The organism is Lysobacter sp. 5GHs7-4 (assembly GCF_021284765.1).
Taxonomy (GTDB): domain Bacteria; phylum Pseudomonadota; class Gammaproteobacteria; order Xanthomonadales; family Xanthomonadaceae; genus Lysobacter.
Window position 1 is genome coordinate 3,840,944 of record NZ_CP089924.1, and the last position, 20,290, is coordinate 3,861,233.

General features: G+C 68.9%; 19 protein-coding genes. 6 read left to right on the top strand and 13 right to left on the bottom strand.

The annotated features are described in order from the left end of the window. Positions 1 to 10 precede the first annotated feature (10 nt). The 6 genes from LVB77_RS17355 to LVB77_RS17380 are packed head-to-tail and all read right to left on the bottom strand — an operon-like array spanning position 11 to position 5,755. Entirely contained in the window at positions 11 to 532 is a 522-nt protein-coding gene (locus LVB77_RS17355) for a hypothetical protein (protein WP_232907322.1), read from the bottom strand. Further along, a complete protein-coding gene (locus LVB77_RS17360; protein ID WP_232907323.1) occupies positions 529 to 1,113 on the bottom strand; it encodes a sigma-70 family RNA polymerase sigma factor in 585 nt (194 codons plus the stop codon). The genes LVB77_RS17355 and LVB77_RS17360 overlap by 4 nt, the downstream gene beginning before the upstream one ends. 60 nt (positions 1,114 to 1,173) lie before the next feature. Beyond that, positions 1,174 to 2,736, bottom strand: a complete 1,563-nt coding sequence (locus tag LVB77_RS17365; protein ID WP_232907324.1) for a sulfotransferase — start codon at positions 2,734 to 2,736, stop codon at positions 1,174 to 1,176. Further along, positions 2,733 to 3,326 carry a 2OG-Fe(II) oxygenase gene (locus LVB77_RS17370; protein WP_232907325.1) on the bottom strand — a complete coding sequence of 198 codons (594 nt, stop codon included), beginning with the start codon at positions 3,324 to 3,326 and terminating at the stop codon, positions 2,733 to 2,735. Before LVB77_RS17370 ends, LVB77_RS17365 begins: the two co-directional genes overlap by 4 nt. A gap of 7 nt (positions 3,327 to 3,333) precedes the next feature. Beyond that, positions 3,334 to 5,136, bottom strand: coding sequence for a phosphoenolpyruvate carboxykinase (GTP) (locus tag LVB77_RS17375; RefSeq protein WP_232907326.1), 1,803 nt, complete (start codon positions 5,134 to 5,136; stop codon positions 3,334 to 3,336). 28 nt (positions 5,137 to 5,164) lie between these two features. After that, positions 5,165 to 5,755, bottom strand: coding sequence for a TetR/AcrR family transcriptional regulator (locus tag LVB77_RS17380; RefSeq protein WP_232907327.1), 591 nt, complete (start codon positions 5,753 to 5,755; stop codon positions 5,165 to 5,167). A gap of 226 nt (positions 5,756 to 5,981) precedes the next feature. Between LVB77_RS17380 and LVB77_RS17385 the strand changes: the two genes are divergently transcribed. The 3 genes from LVB77_RS17385 to LVB77_RS17395 all read left to right on the top strand — a co-directional run bounded on the left by LVB77_RS17385 (position 5,982) and on the right by LVB77_RS17395 (position 9,616). Further along, positions 5,982 to 8,462 (top strand): acyl-CoA dehydrogenase, encoded by a 2,481-nt coding sequence (locus LVB77_RS17385; protein WP_232907328.1) that lies wholly within the window; start codon positions 5,982 to 5,984, stop codon positions 8,460 to 8,462. A gap of 280 nt (positions 8,463 to 8,742) precedes the next feature. Next, on the top strand, positions 8,743 to 9,213 hold the full coding sequence (locus tag LVB77_RS17390) for a hotdog fold domain-containing protein (RefSeq protein WP_232907329.1): 471 nt from the start codon (positions 8,743 to 8,745) through the stop codon (positions 9,211 to 9,213). A gap of 25 nt (positions 9,214 to 9,238) precedes the next feature. After that, on the top strand, positions 9,239 to 9,616 hold the full coding sequence (locus LVB77_RS17395; RefSeq protein WP_232907330.1) for a hypothetical protein: 378 nt from the start codon (positions 9,239 to 9,241) through the stop codon (positions 9,614 to 9,616). Between the two features lie 61 nt (positions 9,617 to 9,677). Here LVB77_RS17395 and LVB77_RS17400 read toward each other — a convergent pair whose 3' ends face one another. Continuing rightward, positions 9,678 to 10,031 (bottom strand): DUF1304 domain-containing protein, encoded by a 354-nt coding sequence (locus LVB77_RS17400; RefSeq protein ID WP_232907331.1) that lies wholly within the window; start codon positions 10,029 to 10,031, stop codon positions 9,678 to 9,680. 96 nt (positions 10,032 to 10,127) lie between these two features. On the opposite strand from LVB77_RS17400, the gene LVB77_RS17405 reads away from it, so the two are divergent. Beyond that, positions 10,128 to 10,277, top strand: a complete 150-nt coding sequence (locus LVB77_RS17405; protein ID WP_232907332.1) for a hypothetical protein — start codon at positions 10,128 to 10,130, stop codon at positions 10,275 to 10,277. Positions 10,278 to 10,297: 20 nt separating this feature from the next. Continuing rightward, positions 10,298 to 11,008 carry a tRNA (pseudouridine(54)-N(1))-methyltransferase TrmY gene (trmY, locus tag LVB77_RS17410; protein WP_232907333.1) on the top strand — a complete coding sequence of 237 codons (711 nt, stop codon included), beginning with the start codon at positions 10,298 to 10,300 and terminating at the stop codon, positions 11,006 to 11,008. Between the two features lie 87 nt (positions 11,009 to 11,095). On the opposite strand, the gene LVB77_RS17415 is transcribed toward trmY, so the two are convergent. From LVB77_RS17415 to LVB77_RS17430, 4 genes are all read right to left on the bottom strand, one after another. Further along, positions 11,096 to 11,695: a DUF922 domain-containing protein gene (locus LVB77_RS17415; protein WP_232907334.1), complete on the bottom strand. Its 600-nt coding sequence runs from the start codon at positions 11,693 to 11,695 to the stop codon at positions 11,096 to 11,098. Between the two features lie 90 nt (positions 11,696 to 11,785). Next, positions 11,786 to 12,673 (bottom strand): metallophosphoesterase, encoded by an 888-nt coding sequence (locus LVB77_RS17420; protein WP_232907335.1) that lies wholly within the window; start codon positions 12,671 to 12,673, stop codon positions 11,786 to 11,788. A gap of 13 nt (positions 12,674 to 12,686) precedes the next feature. Further along, positions 12,687 to 13,829, bottom strand: coding sequence for an NAD-dependent epimerase/dehydratase family protein (locus LVB77_RS17425; protein WP_232907336.1), 1,143 nt, complete (start codon positions 13,827 to 13,829; stop codon positions 12,687 to 12,689). After that, positions 13,826 to 15,142 carry an MFS transporter gene (locus LVB77_RS17430; protein WP_232910339.1) on the bottom strand — a complete coding sequence of 439 codons (1,317 nt, stop codon included), beginning with the start codon at positions 15,140 to 15,142 and terminating at the stop codon, positions 13,826 to 13,828. Before LVB77_RS17430 ends, LVB77_RS17425 begins: the two co-directional genes overlap by 4 nt. Before the next feature lie 271 nt (positions 15,143 to 15,413). On the opposite strand from LVB77_RS17430, the gene LVB77_RS17435 reads away from it, so the two are divergent. Further along, entirely contained in the window at positions 15,414 to 16,997 is a 1,584-nt protein-coding gene (locus LVB77_RS17435; RefSeq protein WP_232907337.1) for a choline dehydrogenase, read from the top strand. Between the two features lie 163 nt (positions 16,998 to 17,160). On the opposite strand, the gene LVB77_RS17440 is transcribed toward LVB77_RS17435, so the two are convergent. Together LVB77_RS17440 and LVB77_RS17445 are read right to left on the bottom strand one after the other, a co-directional pair. Further along, the gene (locus tag LVB77_RS17440) at positions 17,161 to 17,436 is read right to left on the bottom strand and encodes a hypothetical protein (RefSeq protein WP_232907338.1); all 276 of its coding nucleotides are present in this window, start codon (positions 17,434 to 17,436) and stop codon (positions 17,161 to 17,163) included. Positions 17,437 to 18,262: 826 nt separating this feature from the next. Continuing rightward, positions 18,263 to 20,158 (bottom strand): M48 family metallopeptidase, encoded by a 1,896-nt coding sequence (locus LVB77_RS17445; protein ID WP_232907339.1) that lies wholly within the window; start codon positions 20,156 to 20,158, stop codon positions 18,263 to 18,265. Between the last annotated feature and the right edge of the window lie 132 nt (positions 20,159 to 20,290).

Consider the following 20,290-nt stretch of genomic DNA (forward strand, 5'->3'; position numbering starts at 1 on the left):
CCTCCGGGTATCAGGTGTAGGCCACGCGCTGGGTCAGCGCGAGGCGTCGTGCGTAGGTGCGGCGCAGTTGCTCCAGCAACAGGCGCGAATCGGGATCGTGGGCCAGCGCATCCAGGATCAGCGCGGCGTTGCGGTCCAGTTCGTCGAACGCGGGCTGCATGGCGGTCGCGTTCTGGGCCGGCGCGGCGCGCTGCACTTCCTGCATCGCGGCCTGGTACTGCAGGGTCATGCCGGCGGCCTCGCGCTGCAGCAGCGACTCCGCCTGCGCCTGCGGCGCGTCGTTGGCGGCCGGCTCGCGCCAGACGCCGGTGAAACCGATCGCCAGCGCCAGGGTCGCGGCGACCGCGAACGGCGCCAGCCAGCGCGGCCGCGGCGCGCGCACCGGCGCGGCCGTCTGCGGCTGCAGGCGCGCGGCGATGCCGGGCCACAGGTCGTTGGCCGGCGCCTGGTCGCGGCGCAGCGCGCGCAACTGCCAGCGCAGGGCGTCGGGCAGTTCGCCGTCCGGTCCGAGCTCTCGATGTTCGGTATTCATGCCTGTCCTCCTAGCCGCTCGCGCAGCAATCCGCGCGCCCGATGCAATTGCGCCTTGCTGCTACCGACCGCCATGCCGAGTTCGGCGGCGATCTCCTCGTGCTTCCAGCCTTCCACGTCGTACAGCACCAGCACCGCGCGCGCGCGGGGCGGCAGGCTGGCGACCGCACGCTCCAGGTCCATCGACAGCGCGGTGACGTGCCCGGCCGAATCGGCGCTGCCGACCAGCTCGAAGACGTCCTCGTCGCCCTCTTCCAGCGGCTTGCTGCGCCGGCTGCGCAGTTCCATCAGCGCGGTGTTGACCGCCAGCCGGTGCAGCCAGGTGCTGAAGGCGGACTCGAACCGGAACGCCGGCAGCGCCTGCCAGGCGCGCACGAAGGCCTCCTGGGTGAGGTCCTCGGCGCGGGCGCCGTGGTGACCGACCAGCCGCGCGATCACGCCATGGACGCGGCCGGCGTGGCGGCGGTACAGGGTTTCGAAGGCCGCGGTCTCGCCGCGTGCCGCCGCCCCGACCAGATCGCGGTCGTCGGCCGTGGTCGCTTCGTCGGTGGTGGGTTCGGTCACGGCGGTCAGCATAGTCATTCCGATGCCCGGCCGCGGCGGAAGGTTTAAGCCGACGCCCGTCTGCGGGCGCGCGGCCGCTCAGCCCAGCGTGGCCAGCCCCTGGATCAGCGGCTGCAGCTGGGCCTCGTAGGGCGACCAGGCGGAGGCGCGGTTCTTGATGATGCCGCCACGCATCTGCGGGCTGCTGGCGGTGGCCACGGCGCCGGCACGGTCCAGGGTGGTGGCGGCCGCGTCCCAGGGCAGGCCCAGGAACGCCAGCACCTGACGCATCACGCCCTCGGGGTCGGCGACCAGGGCGTCGTAGCGCACGTCCATGATCCGGTCGGGCATCACCGCGTGCCAATGCGCCATCAGGCGCTGGTACTGGCCGAACCACTCCACCATCTCGTGCTGGTCGTAGGAGAAGGTGTTCACGTCCGAGAACATGGTGCGCAGATTGGAGAAGCAGGTGTCGATCGGGTCGCGCACCATATGCAGCACCTTGGCCTGCGGCAGGGCGCGGCCGATGAAGCCGACGTTGAGGAAGTTCGAGGGCAGCTTCTCGGTCAGGTACGGCCGGCCCTTGGCGCGCCAGGCGCTGCGGTCCAGGAAGCGTTGGCCGACCTGGGCGAAATCGACTTTGGCCGCGCGCCGCACCAGCTCGGCGTCCAGCACCGCCTTGTTGCGGTAGTCGGCGCCGTAGCGCATCTGGGTGGTGAAGGCGTAGGTCTCGCCGCCGTCGGACACCATCGGGTGCCCGCCCAGCAACTGTTCCAGCAGCGTGCTGCCGGAACGGTGCATGCCCAGGATGAACACCGGCACGTAGGCGCCGGGCTCCTGGCTCACCGGGCGCACGAAGTCCGCGTCGCACAGGCGGGTCAGGCCCTCGAACATGCGGCGCGCGTCCAGACGGTCGTGCGGGGTCAGCTGGCGCTTGATCCAGCAACCGCGCTCCAGCGCATTCCAGGACTCTTCATAGCGGCCCAGGTCGTGCAGTTCGTTGTGCAGGGCGAAGGCCAGGTAGGCCTCGCTCTCGCTCATCGCCGGCACCGCGCGCAGCTGCGTGCGCATGCGTTCGACATGGTTGGATTCGGCGGTCTGCTTGCGCAGACGCGACAGCACCCAGTGCGCCTGCGCCAGATTCGGCTGCCGCGCGATCGCCAGTTCCAGCTCGCGCTCGGCCGCGTCCATGTCGCCGAAGAACATCTGCACCACGCCGCGGAAGTAACGCATCGGCGCGTGGCGCGGATCGCGGATCGCCGCCACGTCGAGGATTTCCAGCGCAAGCGCGTTGTCGCCGATGGTGCTGACCAGCGTCGCCAGCTCGGTCAGCCATTCGACCGAGCGCCGTTCGCGCCAGCGCGAATGCTCCACGCATTCCAGCAGCGCGCCGGGTTCGTTGTACATGCGCAGCGCGCGCGCCAGGGTCAGCACCGCCTCGTCCGCGCTCGGCCGCCGCGCCAGCGCGCGCATGGCGTAGTCGTGGCCGAGCCGGTAACGGCCCACCATCAGCGCCAGCCGCGACGCACGCAGCAGCGCCTGGACGTGGTCGGGATCGACCGCCAGCAGATTCTCGAAAGCCTCCAGCGCGGCGTTGGCCTGGCCCTGCCGCGCGTGATCCTCGCCCTGTCGCCAGAGCTTCTGCACCTGGGCCTGGCTCATGCGGCCGGACCCAGGGCGACGCGTTCGAACTTGATCGCGAAGGTGTAGCGCGGCGCGTAGCAGATCCGGTTCGGCGGGCGACCGGCGTGCTTGATCGCGCCGTCGAAGATCACCAGCCGGCCCGGACGCGGCGTGAGCGCGCAGGCGACCTCGTCGGCGGCGTCGTAGAACATGGTCTCGCCACCCCACTCCAGATCCCAGTGCTCGCACAGGTACCACAGCGCGGTCAGATCCTGCTGTTCGGGCAGGCAGTCGGTGTGGGTGAACAGCATGTCGCCGAAGCTGGCGACGTTGGTGTAGGCGCGATACGGCTTGTAGCCGTAGCCCTGGCCGGTGAAGCCCAGCACCGCGCGCCGGGTCAGGTCGAAGATCGGCTGCTGCACCAGGGCCTCGAGTTTCACCTCGGTGGCCCAGTGCTTGTAGTCGTTGGTCTCCGGCCGCGCGACCTCGGTGCGCGTGAACGGCGCGCGCGCTAGGCCGCGCACGTACTCGCCGACATTGGACAGCAGGCCGTCGTACACCCGCAGCGGGCGGCCGTCGATCAGCAGTTCACGACTGGCCGCGAGCGCGGCGGGGTTCACGGCGGCCATGCGGATCTCAGCGGGCCAAGGCGGCAGCGATGCGTTGCTGTTCGTCCTTCAGCGCCTGCGGCATGCGCGGACCGTACTCGTCCAGGTAACCGCCGATGCTGTCGAACTCGGCGCTCCAGCCGGCGTGGTCGAAGCCGAACAGCTTGGCCTGCGCCTCGTCCGACAGGCTGACGCCGTCCAGATTGAGATCGGTCGCGGCCGGCAGATGGCCGATCGGCGTTTCCACCGCACCGGCCTCGCCCTTCACGCGTCCGATCATCCACTCCAGCACGCGCAGGTTGTCGCCGAAGCCCGGCCACAGGAACTTGCCGTCGTCGCCCTTACGGAACCAGTTGACGTGGAAGACCTTAGGCAGCTGCGCCTGCGCGCCGTCGAACGACAGCCAGTGGCTGAAGTAATCGGCGAAGTTGTAGCCGCAGAACGGCTTCATCGCCATCGGATCGCGGCGCATCACGCCGACCGCGCCGGTCGCGGCGGCGGTGGTTTCCGAGCCCATCGCGGCGCCGACCAGCACGCCGTGGGTCCAGTCGCGCGCCTCGAACACCAGCGGCACCAGCGAGGCGCGGCGGCCGCCGAACACGATCGCCGAGATCGGCACGCCCTGCGCGTCCTCGGCCTTGTCCGAGTAGCTCGGGCACTGCTTGGCCGACACGGTGAAGCGCGAATTCGGATGCGCGGCCGGGCCCTTGGCCGGGTCGTAGGCGTTGCCGCGCCAGTCGGTGACCGGGGTCTGGCCGTTGTCCAGGCCTTCCCACCACGGCTGGTCGTCGGCGGTGACGCCGACGTTGGTGAAGATGGTGTTCTTCTGGATCGTCGCCAGCGCGTTGGGGTTCGACTTGGTCGAGGTGCCCGGCGCGACGCCGAAGAAGCCGGCCTCGGGATTGATCGCGTACAGGCGGCCGTCGGCGCCCGGGCGCATCCAGCAGATGTCGTCGCCGACGGTCCAGACCTTCCAGCCGGCGTCGCGATAGCCCTGCGGCGGAATCAGCATCGCCAGGTTGGTCTTGCCGCAGGCCGAGGGGAACGCCGCGGCGACGTAGTGCGTCTCGCCCTGCGGGTTCTCGATGCCCAGGATCAGCATGTGCTCGGCCAGCCAGCCCTCGCTGCGCGCCTGGTGCGAGGCGATGCGCAGGGCGTGGCACTTCTTGCCCAGCAGGGCGTTGCCGCCGTAGCCGGAACCGAACGACTTGATCGTCAGTTCCTCGGGGAAATGCATGATGAAACGGCGCTCCGGATCGAGCTCGCCGATCGAATGCAGGCCGCGCACGAAGGTTCCCTCACGCTCGATGCGCGCCAGCGCCGGCGCGCCCATGCGCGTCATGATGCGCATGTTGGCGACCACGTACGGGCTGTCGGTGATCTCCACGCCGCAACGCGACAGCGGCGAGTCGATCGGACCCATGCAGTACGGAATCACGTACAGGGTGCGGCCGCGCATGCAGCCGTCGTACAGCGCGTCCATCTTGGCGTGCGCCTCGGCCGGCGCCATCCAATGGTTGTTCGGGCCGGCGTCCTCGCGCTCGCGCGTGCACACGAAGGTCAGGTGCTCGACGCGGGCCACGTCGTCCGGATGCGAACGGTGCAGGTAGCTGCCCGGATGGGTCTGCTCGTTGAGCGTTTCCAGCGTGCCGTCGGCGAGCATGCGCTGGATCAGCGCGGCGTTCTCGGCGTCGCTGCCGTCGCACCATTGGATATGGTCGGGACGGGTCAGGGCCGCGACCTGCGCGACCCAGTCGTTCAATGCGGCCAAACGGCTGCCCGCGCTCCCCGGCGCGGCAGCGGTCGGTACGTCTTTCGAAATTGCGTTCACGGCAAGGGCCTCCAGCCGGGGGGACTGTTCAAGAGTTAGGAATGAGCGTGGCCATCATGTGCTCGACATAGGCCTCGAATTCGTCGTGCTGCATCCGCGTCTGGTGCAACTGCAGATTGAGCTGCAGGAAACCGACGTAGGCGGCGTACAGCAGTCGCGCGCGGTGTTGCGCGTCGGTGCGGCTGAGCCCGGCCTGGCGGAAGGAAGCGGTGAGGTAGTCCAGACGCCGCTCGGACACGCGGCCGATCACCGGCTGCACCGCCGGATGATCCAGCGCCTTGAGCAGCTCGGAATAGATGATGTGCGACTTGACCTCGTGGGCGACGAGGTGGAACAGCGAGCGCAGGCGCTGGCGCGGATCCGGGATCGGTTCGAGCTGGCCGAATACAGTCTCCTGTTCGACCTTTTCCCAACGCTCCAGCGCGGCGACCAGCAGCGCGTCGCGCGAAGGGAAATGCCAATAGAAGCTGCCTTTGGTGACGCCCAGTCGGCGCGCCAGGGGTTCGACCGCGACCGCGGCCACGCCCTGTTCGGCGATCAGGTCCAGGGCGGCCTGCGCCCAGTCGTCGGCACTCAGGCGGCCGTTGCGTTCTTGCTTGGTCGGGGCGGGCTGGCTCATGGATGACAAGTGTAACCATACGCCACCGACGGGAACAGTATGCAGCGCAACATCGGTGAGTTGACAGCGGCAGGGAAACCTTACCATACTCGTGCGTATGTTGAGCGTTTGATGCTGGCGTTTGAATGCGTGTCGGCCCACAAGCCCTGCATTACCGCGTCCGCATCACGCCCGCCCGACTAGCCTGAGCCTAGCCAACACGTCGTAACGCCGCTGGAGCGTCGCCATGAGCATCGCCATTCCCTTCCTCGCTTTCCTCCTTATTGGTGCGATCTCCGCCTACCACCGGCTGCGTCTGCCGGTCTGGGCCGCACTGACCGCCACCGTGCTGGTCGGCTGCTGGCTGTTCGGCGCCAACCCGACCGCGACCATCGTCGCCGCGGCGATCGTGGCGCTGATCGCGGTGCCGCTGCTGATCCCGCAAATCCGCCTGCCGCTGATCACCAAGCCGCTGCTGGGCTTCTACACCAAGATCCTGCCGCCGCTGTCGGAGACCGAGCGCACCGCGCTGGAAGCCGGCACGGTCGGCTTCGAGGGCGAACTGTTCTCCGGCAAGCCGGACTGGGATGCGCTGCTGTCGCAGCCCAAGCCCGAACTCAGCGCCGAGGAACAGGCCTTCCTCGACGGTCCGGTCGAAGAGCTGTGCAAGATGACCAACGACTGGGAGATCACCCACGTCCACGCCGATCTGCAGCCGGAGCTGTGGGACTACATCAAGAAGAACAAGTTCTTCGGTCTCAACATTCCCAAGGAGTTCGGCGGCCTGGGCTTCAGCGCGCTGGCCAACCACAAGGTGATCCAGAAGCTGGCCTCGGTCTCCAGCGTGGTCAGCTCCACCGTCGGCGTGCCCAACTCGCTGGGCCCGGCCGAGCTGCTGATGCACTACGGCACCCAGGAACAGAAGGAACACTACCTGCCGCGCCTGGCCGACGGCCGCGAAGTGCCCTGCTTCGGCCTCACCGGCCCCTGGGCCGGTTCGGACGCCACCTCGATTCCGGATTACGGCATCGTCACCATGGGCGACTGGAACGGCGCGCGCGTGGTCGGCGTCAAGCTGACCTTCGACAAGCGCTACATCACCCTGGCGCCGGTCGCGACCCTGATCGGCCTGGCCTTCCGCATGTACGACCCGGACGGCCTGATCGGCGACAAGCGCGACATCGGCATCACCCTGGCGCTGCTGCCGCGCGACACCGCCGGCGTCGAAGTCGGCCGCCGCCACTTCCCGCTCAACAGCACCTTCCAGAACGGCCCGATCCACGGCAAGGAAGTCTTCATCCCGCTCAGCCAGCTGATCGGTGGCGAAGCCTACGCCGGCAAGGGCTGGCAGATGCTGGTCGAGTGCCTGTCGATCGGCCGCTCGATCACCCTGCCCTCCACCGGCAGCGGCGGCGCCAAGATGGGCGCGATCGTCACCGGCGCCTACGCGCGCATCCGCAAGCAGTTCGGCCTGTCGGTCGGCCGCTTCGAGGGCGTCGAGGAAGCGCTGGCGCGCATCGCCGGCCATGCCTACGCGGTCAGCGCGTTGTCGCAGGCCACCGCCGCCGCGGTCGCGCGCGGCGAGAACCCGGCCGTGCCGTCCACCATCGCCAAGTACCACTGCACCGAGATGGCGCGCGAAGTGGCCAAGGACGTGATGGACATCCACGGCGGCAAGGGCATCATCCTGGGGCCGAAGAACTACGCCGGCCGTAACTGGCAGGCGCTGCCGATCATGATCACGGTCGAGGGCGCCAACATCATGACGCGCTCGCTGATGATCTTCGGCCAGGGCGCGATCCTGTGCCATCCGTGGGTGCTGAAGGAAATGAAGGCGGCGATGCTGCCGGACAAGAAGGAAGCGCTGCGCGAGTTCGACAAGAACCTGTTCGGCCACATCGGCTTCGCGATCTCCAACGCGGTGCGCAGCTGGTGGTACGGCCTGACCGGCGCGCGCATCGGCGCCGCCCCCGGCGACACCTACACCCGCCGCTACTACCGCAAGCTCAACCGCTACTCGGCGACGCTGGCGGTGATGGCCGACACCTCGATGCTGCTGCTGGGCGGCAAGCTCAAGTTCAAGGAGTCGCTGTCCGGACGCCTGGGCGACGTGCTCAGCCAGCTCTACATCGCCAGCAGCATGCTCAAGCGTTACGAGGACGAAGGCCGTCCGGTCGGCGACCAGCCGTTGCTGGCCTGGGCCTTCCACGACGCCGTGCACAAGATCGAGCTGGCGCTGTCGGGCGCGCTGCGCAACTTCCCGATCCGTCCGGTGGGCTGGCTGCTGTGGGCGCTGATCTTCCCCTGGGGCCGCCGCGCGCAGGCGCCCAGCGACCGCCTGGGCCACCGCGCCGCCGCGTTGCTGATGTCGCCCAACGACGCCCGCGACCGTCTCGCCGAGGGCGTGTTCACCACGCCTTGCGCGAACAACCCGGCCGGCCGCGTCAACAGCTACCTGCAGAAGGTGATCCTGGCCGAGCCGGTGGAGCGCAAGTTCCTCAAGGCGCTGAAGAACAGCGACATCGAAGCGCTGGACTTCGCCAGCCAGCTCGACGAGGGCGTGCGCGAGGGCTGGATCACCGCCGAGGAACGCAAGCAGCTGGAAGAACTGCGCGAGATGACGATCGACGCGATCAGCGTCGACGACTTCGACACCGAGGAGCTGCGTTCGGCCGGCTACCGCAACCTGCGCGACCGCGGCCACGACGACGCCCGCGCGGCGGCGTGATGCGCGGCGGCGGCATGGTTCGCCACGACGCTTGATCGCAAACGGCGGGCCTTCGGGTCCGCCGTTTCGGTATGGGCCCCACGGCCTTGCTGCGTGGCTTCATAGCCGTCATCTCCGCGAAAGTGCGGATGACGAGCCAAAGCGGCGCTACGCACACCGCCGTCGCTTCATCACTCCATCGACCCATGCCTCCATCGCCTCACCCCACCGATCCAGCGTCTCACCGATCGACCAACGCACAGCCCCACCGACCCACCGACCTACGGACCCGCCACCCGCCATGAGCGCCAACGTCCTCGCCCTGTACCGAAAGTTCGAACGCATGCCCGCCGGGCGCTGGCTGTTCTCGCGCGCGGTCTGCCTCAAGGCGCCCTACTTCGCCAGCATCTCGCCGCGCTTCGTGTCGCTGGAGCCCGGCCGCTGCGAGGCCACCCTGCGCCACCGCCGCCGCGTCACCAACCACCTGGGCACGGTGCACGCGATCGCGCTATGCAACCTGGCCGAGCTCACCGCCGGCGTGATGACCGACGCCACGATCCCGCGCGAGATGCGCTGGATTCCCAAGGGCATGACCGTGGAGTACCTGAAGAAGGCCGTCGGCACCATGCATGGCGTGGCCACGCCCGACATCCCGGTGGTCGCGGCCGACAGCGGCTACGAGCTGCCGGTCAGCGTGGTGGTCAGCGACGACGGCGGCGAGGCGGTGTTCCGCGCGCGCATCGCGATGTGGGTATCGCCGCGCAAGGCCTGAGGCGCGCCTGCGCTAGAGTGCCGCCATGAGCGCACATACCTGGATCGTGTTGGGAGGCCTGCACAGCCTCGCCTTCGCCGGCTTCCACCTGGCGTTCTGGAAGCTGTTCCGCTGGCGCGACACGCTCAAGACCGCGACCGTGGCCGACCGCGCCATTCTGCAGATCCTCAACCTGCGCCTGATCTACGTGTTCCTGGGCATGGCCGCGCTGTGCTTCGCGTACACCGACGAACTTCACGGCAGCGCGCTCGGCCACGCTTTGCTGGCCGGCATGTCGCTGTTCTGGGTCGGCCGCACGATCGAGCAGTTCGTGTTCCTGCGCATCAACCGGCCGTTGGTGCATGTGCTGACGGCGCTGTTCGTGCTGGGCGCGGTGCTGTTCGCGATGCCGTTGCTGGGATGACGGTTCATCGCATCGTACGAGTACGATGCGCGATCGACGGGGGCCGCTGCGGCCGCGGCGATCAACCCGCCAGATACAGCGCCGCGATCGCCGCCAGCGCCGGCACGGCCTGGACGAAGAAGATGCGGCGATTGACCGTGGCCGCGCCGTAGGCGCCCGCCACCACCACGCAGCCCAGGAAGAACAGCGCCACGTCGCGGCGTCCGCCGGCGGCGGCCCAGATCAGGCCGGCGGCGAGGAAGCCGTTGTACAGGCCCTGATTGGCCGCCAGCACCTTGGATTGCTCGGCCTTCTCGCGCGACTGGCGGAACACCTTCATGCCGTAAGGCTTGGTCCACAGGAACATTTCCAGCACCAGGAAGCCGGCATGCAAGGCGGCGACCAGCAGGATCAGGCAAACGGCGAGCAGCGACATGGCGACTCCGGACAGGTTCGGTCCGGCCTAGTCTAGGGCCGGAAGCGCCGCCGCGCTCACGGCCGCAGCCACACGCCCCAACGCAAGCCGAATTCGGTGCGTCGTGACGGCGGCGACGCCGGTGCCTTGGTCCTCCACGGCAAGATCGGCACAACCGCCGCAGGCAAAAGCAAGATCAAGGCGCGCGAACACACCGGCGCTAGCGGCGATAACAAGACCCACTACGACACCGACATCTACCGGTGACAAGGCAGATCGACTCCATCGTGCACGACCTGTCGCTGGAATGCTCCGTCGATCGCCGCGATGGCCGCCATCCCGGTTTCACGCGAGAATGGCCCTGGCACGCTCGGTGCCGGGAGGGATCCAGCGACACCCCCATGCGAACCTTCGTACTCAGAGCACGCGCGGCACCGACCGACAGCCAGGCGTTGTGGGCATCGGTGGGCGGGGCCGCGCACACCGAGATTCTGGCGCACACGCTGATGAACGCCATGTTCGTGGCCCAGTCGCATCGTCCCGATGTCGTGGTCTACCTGGTGCTGGAAAGCACCCACGACTTCTCTCGCACCATTCGGTTCGACATCAATGCCATGCGCGACATCGGCGGCTTCGACGAACGTTCGCTGCTGACCAAGGTCGCCAAGGCGCTCGACGCATCGCGCGGCATGGCCAAGGAGGAATCGCGCCCGGTGGAACCCGGCGTCGAAGTACGCACGATCAGCTTCGAGAAGCTGGTGCTGGCGCTGTCCCAAGACCACCAGCTGTTCCTCATGGACCGCAAGGGCACGCCGATCCGCGAACAGGCATTCGCAGACCGGCCCTGCTTCCTGCTGACCGACCACATCCCCATGCCGAAGAAGACCATCCCCAGCCTCGAACGCATGGGCACGAAGCTGATCGCCCTGGGACCGACCATGCTGTTCGCTTCGCAGTGCGTGACGCTGATCCACCACGAACTGGATCAACGGTCGTAGGGCGGATTCAAGGCGGTCGCTTCGCAAGGGATTGCCTGCCAAGCGCGCGTCGACACGACACACTCCAGCGCCGGAACGTCGCCGCGCTCACGGCCGCAGCTGCACGCCCTGGCGCAGGCCGTACTCGGTGTCGGCGTCGTAGCGGCGGGTGATGCCGGTATAGCGGCGCAGCTGCGCGCGTGCCGCGTTGTCCAGCGCGCGCCGCAGCAGCTTGCAGTCCGGTGCCGTGGGAATCGCCAGCATCGCGTCGCGCACCGCGATCGCCGCTTCGCGGCCGTGCTGGACATGGCCGGCCTCGTGCGCCTCCAGGCTGGCGTAGAAGCGCTTCCACTCGCGCGCCAGGTCGCTGTCGACGCGCGCGCCGCTCCACGACGGCAGGGTGGTCACGATCTCGGCGCCCACCGTCACCGAGATCAACTCGCAACGGTCGCGCCGCGGCAGCGACTGATAGGTCCAGGTCACATGCCAGTCGGTGCTGCCGGCCAGGCGGCGATCGCCGTAGGCGTGCTGCGGGCCGTACTCGCGCATCTGCCCGGCCAGCTCCAGCGCGCTGCGGCCGAAGATGCGGTACGGGTTCACGCGCTCCTCGATCACGACCTCGGCGGTGGGCGCCTGCGCGGCCGCGCAGGTCAGCGCCGACGCCCATAACGGGATCGCCCATCGCCACGCACGCCAGCTTGCGGCCATGTTCCGATGCTCCCATCGCCAACGACCGGTCTTGCAACGGCGGGCCTGCGACGGCCCGTCTGAACTACGCGTCTGCCACTACGAGCGCACTCAACGACAGGCCAGATCGCGTCCAGGCCCCTGCCCGCACAAGTGCAGGCGCGAAATCTCCGGCGGCACGCCGAACCGGATCGGCAGGATGCTGGTGCCGATGCCCTGGGTCACGAACAGCTGGCGTCCGCCTTCCTCGAAGCGTCCGACCGGATACGCGCCGTCGGCTTCCTTCCACAAACCCGGCCGGCCCAGCAGCGGAAACGCGATCTGCCCGCCGTGGGTATGCCCGGCCACCACCAGCGACGCGCGCGCGGGCATGCGCCGGAACACCAGCGGATTGTGCGTGATCGCCAGCGCCGGCGCCTGATCCGAGATTGCGGAAAACGCGCGCGCTACGTCGTGCGGCGCCTCCAGCAGATCGCCCACGCCGACCATCCACAGCCGGCAGCGTCCCAGCTCGACCTCGCGCGCCTGGTCCTCCAGCACCACCACGCCGGCCGATTCCAGCGCGCGCCGCACGCGCTGGCCGTCCTTCCACCAATCGTGGTTGCCCAGCACGGCGTAGACCGGCTTGCGCGCGGTCAGCGGCTTGAGGTGCTCGGCCACGGTCTCGGCGGGGATGTAGGTGCCCAGGAACACGCTGAGGATCACGTAGTCGCCGGCCATCAGCACCGCCTGCGCATCGCTGGCCGTCAGCCGCGCGACCAGGCGATCGAACTGCTCGACGCCGTTGCGCGGCGAGCCCACGTGCAGGTCGGACACCAGGTCCACGCGCAGCCCATCGCACTCGCGCGGCCAGTTCGGCAGGGCGAAGGCGTAGTCGCGTTGGGTCAGCGATCCGGGCTCGATCACGCAGCCCCAGACCGCGAAGCTCAGCACCAGCAGGGCGAGGATGCGCGCGCTCCAACTGCGCCGCCGCGTCCACCGCCAGCGCGGTCGCTTCATGCCGGCGCGCTCGTCATCCCGCCTTGGCCTTGGCCTGCGCATGCCACGCCGCCAGCACTTCGCTCTCGCGCGCGGGACTGAGCCCGGCCTTGGGCTTGGCGCGGCGTTCGGCGGGCAGACCGCGCCAATACGCGAGGGTGTCGCGCACCGTGTCCTGCAGCGGGCGGTAACGCAGCCCGGCCGCCTGCGCCTTGGCGCTGCTGATGCGGCCGAAGCCGGCGTAGTCGCCGACCGGCGGGATCCACACCGGCATGTCCTGCCAGGGGCCGACCTTGTTGGCTTCCAGAAACGCCGCGGGCACCCAGGTCACGCTGGATTTCGGCGCGCCCATCGTTGCGGCGACTTGCTGGCAGCTGCCCAGCAGCTCGCCCATGCTGAGCTTGCCGGCCGGGGCGTCGGCGTTGTAAATGCCCAGGCTGCGCTGTTCCAGCGTGCGCAGCAGGAACGCGGCCAGGTCGCGCACATCGATGAACTGGGTCGGATCCTGCGCGCCGCCCGGCGCCAGGATCTCGCCGCCGCGGTCGGCGCGCGCCGGCCAGTAGGTGAAGCGGTCGGTGGTGTCGCCGGGGCCGACGATCAGGCCCGGCCGCACCACCGTCACCCGGCCCGGCATTTCCTTTTCGGCCGCGCGCTCGCACAGCGCCTTGAGGCCGCCGTAGGTTTCGCCGGTGATCTCACTGACGTTGGGATCGGCCAGCTGCGCAAGCGGCGCGGTCTCGTCCTGGTTGGGCGTGTCGGTTTTGGCGTAGACCGAGATCGTCGACACCAGCAGGTACTGGCCGACGCGGCCGCCCAGCAGTTTCGTCGAACGGGTGACGTCGGCCGGCAGATAGGCGGAGGTGTCCAGCACCGCGTCCCAGCGCCGGTCGCCTTCCAGCGCCTTCATGTCGGTCTTGCGGTCGCCGTGCAGCTGCTCGATGTCGCGGAAGTCCTCGCCGGAAAAACGCTCCGGGTTGGTCTTGCCGCGGTTGAACAGGGTCAGCGTGTGCCCGGCCTTGCGCGCGGCCTCGACGAAGTGCGGGCCGAGAAAGCCGGTGCCGCCCATGACCAGGATCTTCTTGGGCTTCGGCCGCAGGCGGCTGGTGGCGAACCCGGGCAGGGCCAGCAGGCTGGCGCCGGCGAGGCCGGCGGCAAGAAAGTCGCGGCGGTGCGTCATCGGTCGTTCCCCGGCGTGGTGGCGTCGAGGGGCAGCGTGCGCTGGGCGCGGATCACCCGCCATGCGCCGAAGGTCATGCCCAGGGCGACGCCGATGCCGGCCAAGAACACCACGCGCGAACCGAACAACGCCAGCGCCTTGTGCAGCCAGACGAAGGTCAGATCGCCGCCGCGGTAGATCACCGTGTCGACCACCGCCTTGGCCTTGTAGCGCGATTCGCGATCCACCCGCGTGTACAGGGTTTCACGGCCGGGCTTGGCCAGCGAGAACTCGCCCGCGCGCGTGGCCACCTGCACGATCGCCACCAGCAACGGCAGCGGCGACAGCGCCAGCAGCGCATAGCCGAACAGGATCGCGAACGCCGGCACCAGCAGGGTCGGGGCCACGCCCCAGCGCCGCAGCAGGAATCGCGTGAGGAACAGCTGCACCAGGATGGTGGTGAAGTTCACCGCGCTGTCGATGGTGGAGTAATAGCGCGTGGCTTCCTTCGCGCCCGGATAGAACGCCTTCACGATCGCGGCCTGCTCGTTGTACAGCAGGGTGCCCACGCCGACGCCGAAGAACATCACGATCGCCAGCGCGCGCAGCATCGGCCGCTGCCAGACCAGCTTGAGGCCGGCGATCACGGAGCCGCCCATCGCGACCTCGCCGCTGCCGCCGCCGCTGGCGCGTTCGCGGCGGATCGCCCACACCCGCAGCTTGAGGATGCACAGCAGGCACAGGCCGAGAAAACAGGCCGACACCAGCAGCAGATTGGCCACGCCCAGCGGCCCCACCAGCACGCTGGTCAGCACCGGCCCGACCAGCGCGCCGACCGTGCCGCCGGCGCCGATGTAGCCGTAGACGTGCTTGGCGTGTTCGTTGTCGAACACGTCGGCCATGAAGCTCCAGAACACCGTCACCGCGAACAGGTTGAACACCGCCGTCCAGACGAAGAACAGCGCGCCGCGCCCCGGCAGTTCGCGGTGGAACGCCCAGTAGAAGCCGATCAGGCAGGCGATGAAGATCAGGTACACCACCGGCAGGAACACCCGTCGCGGGAAACGCGACACCAGCGCGCCGTAGATCGGCTGCAGCGCCAGCATGGCCAGGAAGGTGCAGGTGAACAGCACCTGCAGGGTGAACTCCTTCAGCGACACGCCGTGGCCGGCGGCCCAGGCGATCAACCCCGGCGGGAACACGGTCTCGATATCGCCCGAGGCCCCCATCGCGTCGCGCACCGGGCGCAGCACGTAGTAGCCGCAGAGCAGGCTGAAGAAGTACAGCAGGGACCACAGCAGCGGCGGCGACTCGGCGACCTCGCTGCGGAACACGTCCCAGCCGCGGCCGGGCGCGGCGGCTGGCGCGGTGCTATCGGTGCGGACCGGATCAGCCACGGACGCGGCCCCGCGATCGCAGGCGTCCGGGCATCGGCTGGCGGGCGTCGCGCGTCATGTCCTGGCTCCCGTGCGCGCTGGCCGGCACGTGCTGGCGGAACGTTAGCCGATGCCGCCGCACCCCGCCAGCGCGCCGGACCGGATCGATTGGGAGCATTTGCTCTAATCGCCGGGCTTACGGTCGCCCGGTCACAGACAAGGTGCGGGCGTGTACGACTACATCATCATCGGTGCCGGCTCGGCCGGCTGCGTGCTCGCCAATCGCCTCAGCGAAGACCCCGATACCAAGGTGTTGCTGCTCGAAGCCGGTCCGCGCGATCGCCACCCCTTCATCCACATGCCCGCCGGCCTGGCCAAGCTGGTCGGCAAGAAGGGCGTGAACTGGGACTACGACACCGCGCCCGAGCGCGAGCTCAACGACCGCACCCTGTGGTGGCCGCGCGGCAAGGTGCTGGGCGGGTCGAGTTCGATCAACGCCATGTGCTACATCCGCGGCGTGGCCGGCGACTACGACGACTGGTCCACGCAGGGCGCGAGCGGCTGGGATTGGAAGTCGGTGCTGCCCTACTTCCGCCGCTCCGAGCGCAACAGCCGCGGCGACGATGCCCTGCACGGCGCCAACGGCCCGCTCTACGTGTCCGACCTGCGCTATACCAACCCGCTGTCGCAGGTGTTCATCGAGGCCGGCCGCGAGGCCGGCTACGCGGTCAACCGCGACTTCAACGGCCCCGCCCAGCAAGGCTTCGGCTACTACCAGGTCACCCAGAAGAACGGCGCGCGCTGCTCCAGCGCGGTCGCCTACCTGGACCCGGCGCGCGAACGCCACAATCTGACCATCGTCACTGGCGCCCAGGTCAACCGCATCACGTTCGAGCGGGGCCGCGCCAACGGCGTGATCTACACCGCCGGCGGCCGCTCCTTCCACCAGGACGTCTCGCGCGAAATCCTGCTCAGCGGCGGCGCGATCAATTCGCCGCAGCTGCTGATGCTGTCCGGCATCGGCCCGGCCGCGCAGCTGCGCAAGCTCGGCATCGACGTGGTCGCCGACCGCGACCAGGTCGGCGAGAACCTGCAGGACCATCTGGACATCTGCACCCTGCAGCATTCCACCCAGCGCGTCACCTACGACCGCGTCAGCGACCTGCGCATCGCCTTCGACTACTACCTGCGCGGCCACAGCGGCCCGGGCAGCAGCAACATCGCCGAGGCCGGCGCGTTCGTACGCTCGGCGCTGGCGCCGGACGAGCGCGCCGACATCCAGCTGCATTTCGTGCCGGCCATGCTCGACGACCACGGCCGCCGCCGTCTGGCCGGCGACGGCTACACCCTGCACGCCTGCTTCCTGCGTCCGCGCAGCCGCGGCCGCATCACCCTGGCCAGCGCCAGCGCCTCGGACAAGGCGCGCATCGAGGCGCGCTACCTCAGCGATCCGGAAGGCTTCGACCTGAAGATGATGCTGGAGTGCGCCAAGCTCTCGCGCGAGCTGTTCGCGCAGAAGGCGTTCGACGCCTACCGCGGCGCGCCGATCTTCCCGCCGCGCAGCGACTACAGCGACGCCGAGCTGATCGAGTTCGTCCGCGAAAAAGCCGAGACCGTCTACCACCCGGTCGGCACCTGCCGCATGGGCAGCGACGACGCCTCCGTGGTCGATCCCCAACTGCGCGTGCGCGGCGTCGAAGGCCTGCGCGTGGTCGACGCCTCGGTGATGCCGACCCTGATCGGCGGCAACACCAACGCGCCGACGATGATGATCGCCGAGCGCGCGGCCGACCTGATCCGCGGGCGGATTTGAGGGCCGCAGCCGGGTCGCTGTCGCTATCGCACTGAGCGGCGGCTTGGCGCGATCGCACGCCGCCGCATCGCTGCGCGCCCCACGGTCTCTCTCCCACCGCGGGAGAGAGACCGGGAAATACGGTGCCCCAAGCCCTGCGCCATACGGCCCACGGCCCGCGCCGCTACATCTCCACGATCGGCCCGTTCGGGTCCGGTGGCGACGGACAGCCCGTGCTGGGCGTGCAGATGCCGACCAACCGCCATGCACCGCCACGGCACTGATAGTAGTAGCCCGGATCGACCGGATGGTCGTAGGCCACCAGGAACATATGCCCTTCCGTTTCCGCCGTGCACGCATACGTCGGTTCGGCGGCAACCGGAGCCGCCAAGCCGATCGCCCCGACGAACACCGCCAGCACCGCCGCTTTAGCCTTTCGCTTCATTGCGATCTCCTCCATTGAAAGCCGCTGGATTCGTCCCTGCGCGGTAACGAAGCGCCCGCCGTTCCGATATGCATTTCGTAAGGCGAACCACTTTGGGAGGCAGCGGCGGCCTCCGCAGGCTAGCTTGCGAGCAAGCTAGCAGATGCTGCGACGCAATAAGGGCCAGCTCAACGCGATGCGGTTCGCCCAGGGCTCACCGCATCCTACGGCGGCAAGGGATAGATTCTCGGCGCAATGGCTGCTGCGCCAGCCCGCGCATTGACGCGATCGCGGCTCACGCCGCTCCCACAGAAAGCCACAAGCGCCACGACGCAGCGCATCTGCCGCTGCCGTTGCCGTTGCCGTTGCCGTTGCCGTTGCCGTTGAGTTTGCTCCGGCATTCAAATCCATTGAGCCGAAGCCACACGAACCACCCCAGACCCGGAGGGCGGCGCGCAGGACGCGCGCCGTTTTTCGATAGGACAGGGATGTCCTATCGAAAAATCCCCGCGCCAGAACCGAAGCCACACGGGAGCTCTGGGCTCAGACCCTTCTCTTTGGTTACTTTCTCTTGGGTCAGCAAGAGAAAGTAACCCGCATGCGCAGCAGGCGGAAGCCTTTGACGTTCGGTCAGAAGAAGCGAAACAACAGCAAAGGCAAATCCTCCCCAGCCCTCCTTTGTTAAAAAGAGGAAGCTAAAAGCGCGACGCCGTAGTTTGGAGGCCATCAGAACCGGAGAAGCGCAATAGCCGGAATTCGCGGTCGCGGCTTATGACCGAAGGAAATCCCTGTGGGACGCCGCTCCTACAGGGAGCATCTGAAGCAACGCACCGCGTGCGCGACTACGAGCGGCCGCGAAGGCTCAGGCCTTGGCCAACATCGCCGGCAACGGACAATGCAGCGCCGCGCAAATCGTGCGCAGCAACTCGGCCTCGGCCACCGCCACCCGCTGATCGTGACTGATCGCCGCCGTCACCGCCTCCACCAGCAGCTGCTTGGCCAGAGGATCCAACGCGTCCAACGCCTCCCACACCCGATCCAACGCCAACACCCCGTCCGCCGGCGGCGCGTAGGGCCGATGCTCCTGCGGCAGCACCCGCTGCAGACCGGCCAGATACGCGCGTTGCGCCGTGGCCGCATCGGCATGACCGCCCTGCGCCACCACCGCCAGCAACGTCGCGATCTCCGCCGCCACCGCCTGCGGCTTGCGGCGGCCGAAACGCGCATGCCGGGAAGGGTCCAGCGACTCGGTCACCTGCACCGTCAACAAGCGCGCCAGACAGTACTCGAACAACGAGACCCTGCCATCGGCATTGACCGCCGCCTGCACCGCGTCCATGAACACGTTCAACTGCGGACGCGGGCGCAGGCGCAGCACCGGGAAGGCCAGCGAAGCCAGTGGCAGGCGCAGCATCGGATGCAGATCCGCCAGCGCCTGCGCGCGCAGGCGCCGCGCCTCGTCGGCCAGTTCCGGCCCCAGGCGCGCGGCGATCTCGTAATGCTGGCGCGCGGCGATCTGCGCATCGTCGTCCAGCAGCAATGCCAGCAGCAGCGGCACCACCGCCTCGCGCTGCGCGGCCAGCGCGCGCAACGCGTCGGGCAGCGTGGCGACGATGCTGTCGGCGCGGCGGTAGTCGTCGACGCCCGGATGCGCGACCTGCGCCGCCACCATCGGCGGCGTCAGCGCCTGCCGGCTGTCGGGCTCCGGCAACGGCGGCGGTTGCGTCGGGCCGGCCAGGCCCATGGCGCGATCCTCGTCCAGTCCGTGCGGCGGTTCGATCGCCCAACGTCGGCTCAGGCCTTCGAGCTGGTCGGCGCGGAACGACGGCTCCAGCGCGCGGATGCGCTCCAGCAGCGGCGGATGGGTCGCGAACAAGCCGTCGAAGCCCACGCCGTCGCCGAATAGCATATGGCTGACTTCCTCGGCATCGGCGCGGTCGTTGAGCTTGGCGCCCTCGTGCAGGCCGCCGATCTTCTTCAAGGCACCGGCCAGGCCCGCGGTCTGGCGGGTGAACTGCACCGCCGACGCATCGGCCAGGCGCTCGCGGCTGCGGCTCACGCTGGCCTTGATCATGCGGGCGAAGAACATGCCGACGTAGCCCACCACCATCGCCACCAGCGCCGCGATCAGGATCACGCTCACGCTCTTGCCCAGGCGTCCGCCGCCGCGCCCGCCCTCGAGGATCTTGCGGCCGATGATGGCCAGCATCAGGATCCCGAACAGCACGCCGATCAGGCGGATGTTCAGACGCATGTCGCCGTTGAGGATGTGGCTGAACTCGTGCGCGATCACGCCTTGCAGTTCGTCGCGATTGAGCCGGTCCAGCGCGCCGCGGGTCACCGCGACCACCGCGTCGGAGGGCGAGTAACCCGCCGCGAAGGCGTTGATCGCGGCTTCGTGTTCTAGCACGTACAGCTTGGGCACCGGCACGCCGGACGCGATCGCGATTTCCTCGACCACGTTGCGCAGGCGGCGCAGGCCGGCGTCGCGCGTGTCCTCGGGTACCGGCACGCCGCCCAGCTGCAGCGCCACCGATTCGCCGCCGCCGCGCAGGCTGGCGATGCGGTACAGCGAGCCCAGCACGATCACCGCGATCGTGCCCAGCGTCGCCAAGGTCAGCAGGCCCGGATGCGCGCCGGCGACCACCAGCACCGCCAGGTCCACGGCCAGCACGATGCCCAGCACGGCCAAGCCGAACAGCAGCATCAGACGGGTCGAGCTGCGCCGGGCCTGCGCCTGGTGTTCGAAGAAGTTCATCGGTCGATGGCGTCCGAATTGGAAAGCGGGGTCGGCGTCGCAGCAGGTCCGGGCGGCATTCGGAGGCACGCGCACGCGCCGGTCGCGCCGGCGCCGCCACGGCCGATCCGAGTTCCCCGCCCCGAATCTCCG

Coding starts and splice junctions, on each gene's coding strand:
- LVB77_RS17355 (WP_232907322.1), bottom strand. CDS start 532: ATGAATACCGAACATCGAGAGCTCGGACCGGACGGCGAACTGCCCGAC.
- LVB77_RS17360 (WP_232907323.1), bottom strand. CDS start 1,113: ATGACTATGCTGACCGCCGTGACCGAACCCACCACCGACGAAGCGACC.
- LVB77_RS17365 (WP_232907324.1), bottom strand. CDS start 2,736: ATGAGCCAGGCCCAGGTGCAGAAGCTCTGGCGACAGGGCGAGGATCAC.
- LVB77_RS17370 (WP_232907325.1), bottom strand. CDS start 3,326: ATGGCCGCCGTGAACCCCGCCGCGCTCGCGGCCAGTCGTGAACTGCTG.
- LVB77_RS17380 (WP_232907327.1), bottom strand. CDS start 5,755: ATGAGCCAGCCCGCCCCGACCAAGCAAGAACGCAACGGCCGCCTGAGT.
- LVB77_RS17385 (WP_232907328.1), top strand. CDS start 5,982: ATGAGCATCGCCATTCCCTTCCTCGCTTTCCTCCTTATTGGTGCGATC.
- LVB77_RS17390 (WP_232907329.1), top strand. CDS start 8,743: ATGAGCGCCAACGTCCTCGCCCTGTACCGAAAGTTCGAACGCATGCCC.
- LVB77_RS17395 (WP_232907330.1), top strand. CDS start 9,239: ATGAGCGCACATACCTGGATCGTGTTGGGAGGCCTGCACAGCCTCGCC.
- LVB77_RS17400 (WP_232907331.1), bottom strand. CDS start 10,031: ATGTCGCTGCTCGCCGTTTGCCTGATCCTGCTGGTCGCCGCCTTGCAT.
- LVB77_RS17415 (WP_232907334.1), bottom strand. CDS start 11,695: ATGGCCGCAAGCTGGCGTGCGTGGCGATGGGCGATCCCGTTATGGGCG.
- LVB77_RS17420 (WP_232907335.1), bottom strand. CDS start 12,673: ATGAAGCGACCGCGCTGGCGGTGGACGCGGCGGCGCAGTTGGAGCGCG.
- LVB77_RS17425 (WP_232907336.1), bottom strand. CDS start 13,829: ATGACGCACCGCCGCGACTTTCTTGCCGCCGGCCTCGCCGGCGCCAGC.
- LVB77_RS17440 (WP_232907338.1), bottom strand. CDS start 17,436: ATGGAGGAGATCGCAATGAAGCGAAAGGCTAAAGCGGCGGTGCTGGCG.
- LVB77_RS17445 (WP_232907339.1), bottom strand. CDS start 20,158: ATGAACTTCTTCGAACACCAGGCGCAGGCCCGGCGCAGCTCGACCCGT.